This is a genomic window from Dactylosporangium salmoneum (assembly GCF_039532525.1).
Classification (GTDB): domain Bacteria; phylum Actinomycetota; class Actinomycetes; order Mycobacteriales; family Micromonosporaceae; genus Dactylosporangium; species Dactylosporangium salmoneum.
In genome coordinates, this window is sequence record NZ_BAAARV010000002.1 from 596 (window position 1) to 7515 (window position 6920).

Sequence of the window (6920 nt, forward strand, 5' to 3'; positions counted from 1 at the left end):
GGGTCGCCGGCCAGGCGCAGGCGGCGCAGCCGGACCGGCTCGGTGCCGCCGGCGCCCGGGGGAGCGGCCGCGGGCAGCGGCAGGTAGGCGCGGCCCTCGGTCAGGCGGCGGCCGCAGATGGGGCAGGCGGAGAAGCGCCGCGGGTCGAAACAGGCCGCGCAGACCACGTGGCCGCAGGGGTCGAGCGGGTGGACGGTGCCCTCGGCGCCGCACAGGATGCAGGGCGCGTCGCCGTCCTGCAGCAGGTGGACCAGGAGGCGGTCGACGAACAGGGCCCCCGGGTCGGCCGGGGTGTCGGGGAAGCCGCGGAAGAGCGGCACGTGGTCGCGGTCCGCGCCGGTGCGCTGGTCCTCGACCGCGCACACCCAGTCGGCCCAGCGCAGGCGCCCGGCCGGGTCGAGGGCGGCGAAGCGGGCCCGCAGCGGCGGCGCCAGCAGCAGGCCGCGGCGGGCCAGGTCGGCCTCGAGCGCGGCGACCCACTCCGGGCCGTCGGCCGGCGGGGCGGCGGCGGGCGCGGGGAGCGGGACGGCGCCTGCGCGACGCAGCAGTACCGTGGCGAGGGCGTCCATGTCGCGGGCCTCCTGGGGCGGGCAGGCAGAGGCCGGGGCGGAGAGTCGGCACGCTGAATCTGAACATGAGAAGAGAAGGAAGCGCACCTGGGAGCCGCCCCGGCCATCGCACATGGTACGGCGGGCGGATCCCCGCCAGCACGCGGGTTTCCGGTTACGCTGCGCCCATGCGAGCGAGCGGAACGTTCAGCGTGAAGAGCTTCGTCCCCACCACGGTCGCCCCGGAGCCCGCGATCGCCACGGCGCTGCCGGTCGGGCTGGCCCAGATGGAGAAGGCGTTCGACGGCGAGATCGCCGGCCGGGCGGCGACCCTGTTCACGGCCGCGTTCGACCAGGCGTCGGCGGTCGGGACGTACATCGCCATGGAATCGTTCGAGGGGAGCGTCGGCGGGCGGCCGGGCGCGTTCAACTTCGTGCACTCGGCGTCCACCTCGGGCAACGACCGCACCGGGGAGTACTTCGCGATCGTCCCCAGCAGCGGCACCGGCGAGCTGGCCGGGATCACCGGGACCGGCGGCCTGACCGTCGATGCGGACGGCACGCACCGGATCTGGCTGGAGTACGAGCTGCCGGAGTAGCGGCGGGTTCGCGATAACCCGGTGCGGGACGGTCACGGGGTGTGTCGTAATGTCGGGATGGTGAGCACTCCTGGCACCGAGCGCCCCGTGCGCACCCGCATCGCGCCGTCGCCGACCGGCGACCCGCACGTGGGCACCGCGTATGCCGCGCTGTTCAACCTCGCGTTCGCCCGCCGCAACGGTGGCGAGTTCATCCTGCGGGTCGAGGACACCGACCGCACGCGCTACGTCGAGGGCAGCGAGCAGCAGGTCTTCGACACCCTGCGGTGGCTCGGGTTCAGCTGGGACCAGGGCCCGGACGTGGGCGGCCCCGCGGCGCCGTACCGGCAGTCCGAGCGCCTGCCGATCTACCGCGAGGTGGCCGACCGGCTGCTCGCCGAGGGGCACGCCTACGAGTGCTGGTGCTCCTCCGAGCGGCTCACGCAGATGCGCGAGCGCCAGCAGAAGCTCAAGATCCCGACCGGCTACGACCGGCTCTGCTACGGCAAGACCCGCGAGGAGCGGGCCGAGCTGCCGGGCTTCACCGAGGTCCCGGTGCTGCGCATGCTCGTGCCGGCCGACGCCCGGATCGCCTTCACCGACCTCATCCGCGGCGAGATCACCCCGCCGCAGCCCGATGACCAGGTCATCCTCAAGGCGGACGGGTTCCCGACGTACCACCTGGCCGTGGTCGTGGACGACAACGCGATGGGCGTCACCCACGTCATCCGCGGCGAGGAGTGGATCAGCTCGACCGCCAAGCACCTGCTGCTGTACCGCTGGCTGGGCTGGGCGGCGCCGCAGTACGCCCACATGCCGCTGCTGCGCAACGCCGACCGCTCGAAGATCAGCAAGCGCAAGAACCCGGCCGCCCGCCTCAAGTGGTTCCAGGAGGAGGGCTACCTCCCCGAGGCCCTGGTCAACTTCCTCGCCCTCATGGGCTACTCCATGCCCGACGGCAAGGAGATCTTCACCTTCGACGAGGTCGTCGAGTCCTTCGACTTCGCCCGGGTCAACCCGGTCGGCCCGGTCTTCGACATCGACAAGCTGAACTGGCTCAACGGCCACTACCTGCGCGCCCTGGACGACGACGCGTTCCTGGCGGCCGCCGAGCCGTTCCTGCCCGGCAGCCTCACCGCGCAGGACATCCGCACCCTGGTCGTGCCGCTGCGCGAGCGGACCAAGAAGCTCGCCGAGCTGCCGGAGCAGCTGGGCTGGCTGGCCGCCGAGACGGTCGAGATCCAGCCGGCCGACCTGGCCAAGCACGGCCTGCCGCCGGCCGACGCCCGCGCCGCCCTGGAGGCCTTCGCCAAGACCCTGGAGGCCCTCGACCCGTTCGAGAAGGCCCAGATCACGGCGTCGCTGGACGCGGTGGTGGCCGAGTCGGGGCTGAACCGCCGCCGCTCGTTCATGACCGCGCGCCTGGCCCTGGTCGGCAAGCCGGTCTCGCCGCCGCTGGACGACACCATCGTCGCCCTGGGCCAGGACCGCACCGTGACCCGCCTGCGCCAGGCCGCCGCCTCCCTGAACGGCTGAGGTCTCGCCGGGGTCCTCAGCTTCGGGCGAAGAGCACGGCGCTCGGTGACGGGGTCGACGGGTCCAGGCACAGTTCCGCCTCGACGGTGAAGCCCGCCTCCTGCAGGCGGGCGGTCATCGCGGCCGGGGTACGGCGGTAGACGTACACGTGCATCGGGTGGCCGCCGTAGCCCTCGGTCTTCAGCCGGGCGCCCTCGCCGGCGTGGAAGCCGACGGCCAGCGGGGCGCCCGGGCGCAGCACGCGGTGGAACCCGGACAGGATCTGCGGCAGGGCCTCGTCCGGGGTGTGGACCAGCGACCACCAGGCGAGCAGGCCCGACAGGGACGCGTCCTCGAGCGGCAGCCGGGTCATGGAACCGACCTCGAAACGCACGCCGGGGTGGTCGCGGCGGGCCACGTCGATCATCGCGGGGGACAGGTCCAGGCCGAAGGCGTCGACGCCCAGTCCGCGCAGGTGGGCGGTCACGTGGCCGGGCCCGCAGCCGGCGTCGGCCACCGGTCCGTCGCCGCCGGCCAGGGTGGCGAACAGGGAGAGCGCGGCCCGCACGTACGGGTCGCCGGTCAGCGAGCCGCGGACCGCGTCGGCGTAGGCGGCGGCGACCGTGTCGTAGGAGGCGCGGGTGTCGGTGAGCCAGTCCGTCATAGTGTCACCGTAGTGGCGGCGGTCCGGCGTCAGTAGCCGCCGCTGGTCGCCGCCGGCGCTTGCGTGGGGCGCTCGCCGCGTTCGCGGGCGGCGAGCTCGTCCAGGATGGCCTCGGTGGCGGTGGCGCCGAAGCGGGTCGCGCCGGCCTCGTGCAGCGTCAGGAGCGTGTCGAGGGTGCGGACGCCGCCGGCGGCCTTGATCTCGATGTGCGGGGACACGCTGGCGCGCATCAGCTGGATGTCGGCGAGGGTGGCGCCGCCCGGGGCGAAGCCGGTGCTGGTCTTCACGAAGTGGGCGCCGGCCTCTTCGGCGAGGCGACACGCGGCGACCTTCTGCTCGTCGGCGAGGTAGGCGTTCTCCAGGATGACCTTGACGGTGCGGCCCTGGGCGGCGGCGACCACGGCGGCGATGTCGTCGCGGACGTAGGCGGCGTCGCCGTCGCGCAGGCGGCCGATGTGCAGGACCATGTCGATCTCGTCGGCGCCGGCGTCGACGAGTGCCCGGGTCTCGGCGGCCTTGACCGCGGTGAGGGTGTCGCCGTGCGGGAAGCCGGCCACGCTGCCGACGAGCACGCCGGTGCCGGCCAGCGCGGTCCTGGCCAGGCCGGCGTCGGAGGGGCGCACGCAGACCGAGGCGACGGCGCGGCGGGCGGCGATGTCGCAGCCCCGGTGGATGTCGGCGGTGGTCAGCTCGGGGCGCAGCAGCGAGTGGTCGATCATCTTGGCGACGTGCATCATCGGGCTCCTATCTCGGTGGCTGGACGTCGAAGGTGACGTGCAGGGCGTAGCGGGCGCCGACGTAGCGGCTGATCGTGTACTCCACGGGCGCGGACCGCTGGTCGACGATGCACCGGGCCTCGACCAGCAGCGGCTCCGTCGCCGGGACGTGCAGGTGCTCGGCGTCGGGGCCGGCCGGCTGCGCGGTCAGCGTCGAGGAGCCCAGGGTGGGGCGCAGGCCGAGGTCGTGCAGGGCGCGGTGCAGCGAGCCGCTCTCCAGGTCCCGATCGAGCAGGGCGTCCAGGTGCGGCGGGAAGCAGGCGTACTCCACGGCCAGCGGCACGCCGTCGGCCAGCCGCACCCGCGCGATCGCCACCACCCGCGGCGCCCGCGCGGCCAGCTGCAGCGCGGTGGCCTCCTCGGCGGAGGCGGGCCTGACCTCGGCCTCCAGCAGCCGGGAGGACGGGGTGCGGCCCCAGCCGCGGACCTGGTCGTGGAAGCTCATCAGCGTGCCGGCCGCCCGCGGGGCGGGTCGCTGCCGCACGAACGTGCCCCGGCCCTGGATCCGCTCGATCAGCCCGTCGGCCTCCAGGGCGTTGAGCGCCGCCCGCACGGTCATCCGGGCGACGCCGAACTCCTCGGCGAGTGCGGACTCGGCGGGCACCGGGTCGCCGGGCCGCGCCCCGGCGAGGCGCGCCCGCAGCTCCCGCTCGATCCGCACGTAGAGCGGCGTCTTGGCCACAGCTCCTCCATGTCGTCTAGACAACCTAGACCATAGCATGCCCGAGGTCGTGCGCATCGATCGAAGAACGGCTATGGTTAGGCCCGAACACGATTGCGGCGAATCGTGGCTTCTGGCCGTACCAAATGATCGGGAATGGAAGTCATGAGCTCTCGGAAGCTCGCCGGCGCCGCGATCGCGGTCGTGCTGGCGTTCAGTGGCATCGTCTGGCGGGCGGGCGGCGCATCGGCCGCGCCCGGGTGGACCGGGACCTGGGGTGTGGCGCCGCAGAGCAGCGGCACCACGTTCAACCAGCAGACCCTGCGGCAGGTCGTGCACACCGCCATCGGTGGGACGGCGGCGCGGATCCGGCTCTCCAACGCGTTCGGCAGCCAGGCGGTCGTCGTCGGTGACGTGCACATCGCCCGGCGTACCTCGGGCAGCTCCGTCGACCCCGCGACCGACCGGGTGGTCACGTTCGCCGGCGCGGGGCAGGTCTCGATCCCGGTGGGCGGCAGCGTCACCAGCGACGCCGTGGCCTTCACCGTGGACCCCGGCGCCGACGTGGCGGTGAGCTTCTACCTGCCGGCGCCGACCGGCAACGCCACCGTCCACGACTTCGGCAACCAGACGAACTACGTCGCCGCCGGGGACGTGGCCGGCAGCGCCTCGCTCGCCGGCGCCCAGACGCGCACCAACTACTTCTTCCTCACCGGGCTCGACGTGCAGAACGCGGCCGCCGAGGGCGCGGTGGTGGCGCTCGGCGCGTCGATCACCGACGGGGTCGGCTCGGGCGCGAACGCCAACCGGCGCTGGCCCGACGACCTGGCCGCGCGGCTGCGGGCCGCGGGGCGGAGCATCGGGGTGCTCAACGAGGGCATCAGCGGCAACCGGCTGCTTGCCGACGGCGCCGGGCCGAGCGCGGCCAACCGCTTCGACCGCGACGTGCTCGGGCAGGCCGGGGTCAAGTGGGTCATCTTCGCCGACGACCCGATCAACGACCTCGGCAGCACCGGCGGCGCGGTCACCGGCGACCAGCTCGTCACGGCGACCAAGCAGCTCATCGCCCGCGCCCACGCGGCCGGGGTCAAGTTCCTGTGCTCGACGCTCACGCCGTTCCAAGGGGCCGGGTACTGGACGCAGGCCGGGGAGAACGGGCGGCAGGCGTTCAACGCGTTCGTGCGCTCGGCCGGCAGCGGCTGCGACGGGGTCGTGGACCAGGACACCGCCACGCACGACCCGGCCCGGCCGACGTGGTTCCTGCCCGCGTACGACTCCGGCGACCATTTGCACCCGAACGAGGCCGGGCTGCAGGCCATCGCCAACGCCGTCGATCTTTCCCTGTTCGGTACCTCCACCCCGCCACCGTCCACTGTGGTCAGCCTGCGGGCCCACGCCAACGGCAAGCTGGTCACCGCCGAGAACGCCGGCGCGGCCCCGCTCGTCGCCAACCGCACGGCGGTGGGGCCCTGGGAGCAGTACGACCGCATCGACCTCGGTAGCGGGCGCATCGCCCTGCGCGCGCACGCCAACGGCAGCATCGTCACCGCCGACAACGCGGGCGCGTCCCCGCTCATCGCCAACCGCGCCGCCGTCGGCTCCTGGGAGACGTTCGACCTGATCCCCAACCCCGACGGCAGCGTCTCCCTGCGCGCCCTGGCCAACGGCAAGTACGTCTGCGCCGACAACGCCGGCGCGTCCCCGCTCATCGCCAACCGCACCGCGATCGGCCCCTGGGAGGAGTTCGACCTGCTGTAGGCGCGTCACTCGCGGGTGGCGACGGCGGTCGCCACCCCCACGCCCACCCCGATCACCGTCTCGACGAGCCGCGCCACGAGCAGCCCGGGCACCGGCTGCGGAGCGGCGATCTGCCCGACGAGCAGCGCCAGCGGGGTGATGAAGACCATCGCGGCGGCGTAGTGGCGGCCGACCAGCAGCTCGGCGCCGGCCTGGCAGAGCGCCACCAGCGCGATGGTGGCCTCGATGGGCAGCGGCGCGACGAGCAGCCCGGCCGCCACCCCGAGCCCGGCCACGGTGCCCGCCGCGCGGTGCACGCCGCGGGTCACCTGCCGGCGCAGCGTGACCACGGAGAGCGGGACGAGGGCGGCGGTCATCGCCCAGTACGGGCGCTCGAACCCGGCGGCGGTCGCGATGCCGCCGGCGAGGGCCACGGCCACC

At 74.1% G+C, this 6920-nt stretch carries 8 protein-coding genes; 3 read left to right on the forward strand and 5 right to left on the reverse strand.

From position 1 onward, the window contains the following. A partial coding sequence (locus ABD352_RS00165; protein ID WP_344610083.1) for an RING finger family 4 domain-containing protein occupies positions 1 to 569 on the reverse strand: 569 nt, incomplete at its 3' end. Between the two features lie 167 nt (positions 570 to 736). Between ABD352_RS00165 and ABD352_RS00170 the strand changes: the two genes are divergently transcribed. Then, positions 737 to 1147 carry a DUF3224 domain-containing protein gene (locus ABD352_RS00170; RefSeq protein WP_344610084.1) on the forward strand — a complete coding sequence of 137 codons (411 nt, stop codon included), beginning with the start codon at positions 737 to 739 and terminating at the stop codon, positions 1145 to 1147. Between the two features lie 60 nt (positions 1148 to 1207). Further along, on the forward strand, positions 1208 to 2662 hold the full coding sequence (gltX, locus tag ABD352_RS00175) for a glutamate--tRNA ligase (protein WP_344610085.1): 1455 nt from the start codon (positions 1208 to 1210) through the stop codon (positions 2660 to 2662). Between the two features lie 16 nt (positions 2663 to 2678). On the opposite strand, the gene ABD352_RS00180 is transcribed toward gltX, so the two are convergent. From ABD352_RS00180 to ABD352_RS00190, 3 genes are read right to left on the reverse strand one after another with little or no spacing between them, the layout of a single operon-like run. Beyond that, positions 2679 to 3305 (reverse strand): class I SAM-dependent DNA methyltransferase, encoded by a 627-nt coding sequence (locus ABD352_RS00180; RefSeq protein ID WP_344610086.1) that lies wholly within the window; start codon positions 3303 to 3305, stop codon positions 2679 to 2681. A 29-nt stretch (positions 3306 to 3334) separates the two neighbouring features. Further along, on the reverse strand, positions 3335 to 4042 hold the full coding sequence (deoC, locus tag ABD352_RS00185) for a deoxyribose-phosphate aldolase (protein ID WP_344610087.1): 708 nt from the start codon (positions 4040 to 4042) through the stop codon (positions 3335 to 3337). 7 nt (positions 4043 to 4049) lie between these two features. Continuing rightward, entirely contained in the window at positions 4050 to 4763 is a 714-nt protein-coding gene (locus ABD352_RS00190; RefSeq protein ID WP_344610088.1) for a GntR family transcriptional regulator, read from the reverse strand. Positions 4764 to 4907: 144 nt separating this feature from the next. Between ABD352_RS00190 and ABD352_RS00195 the strand changes: the two genes are divergently transcribed. Next, the gene (locus ABD352_RS00195) at positions 4908 to 6500 is read left to right on the forward strand and encodes a GDSL-type esterase/lipase family protein (RefSeq protein WP_344610089.1); all 1593 of its coding nucleotides are present in this window, start codon (positions 4908 to 4910) and stop codon (positions 6498 to 6500) included. Between the two features lie 5 nt (positions 6501 to 6505). On the opposite strand, the gene ABD352_RS00200 is transcribed toward ABD352_RS00195, so the two are convergent. Then, on the reverse strand, positions 6506 to 6920 hold a 415-nt coding region (locus ABD352_RS00200), incomplete at its 5' end, for an FUSC family protein (protein ID WP_344610090.1).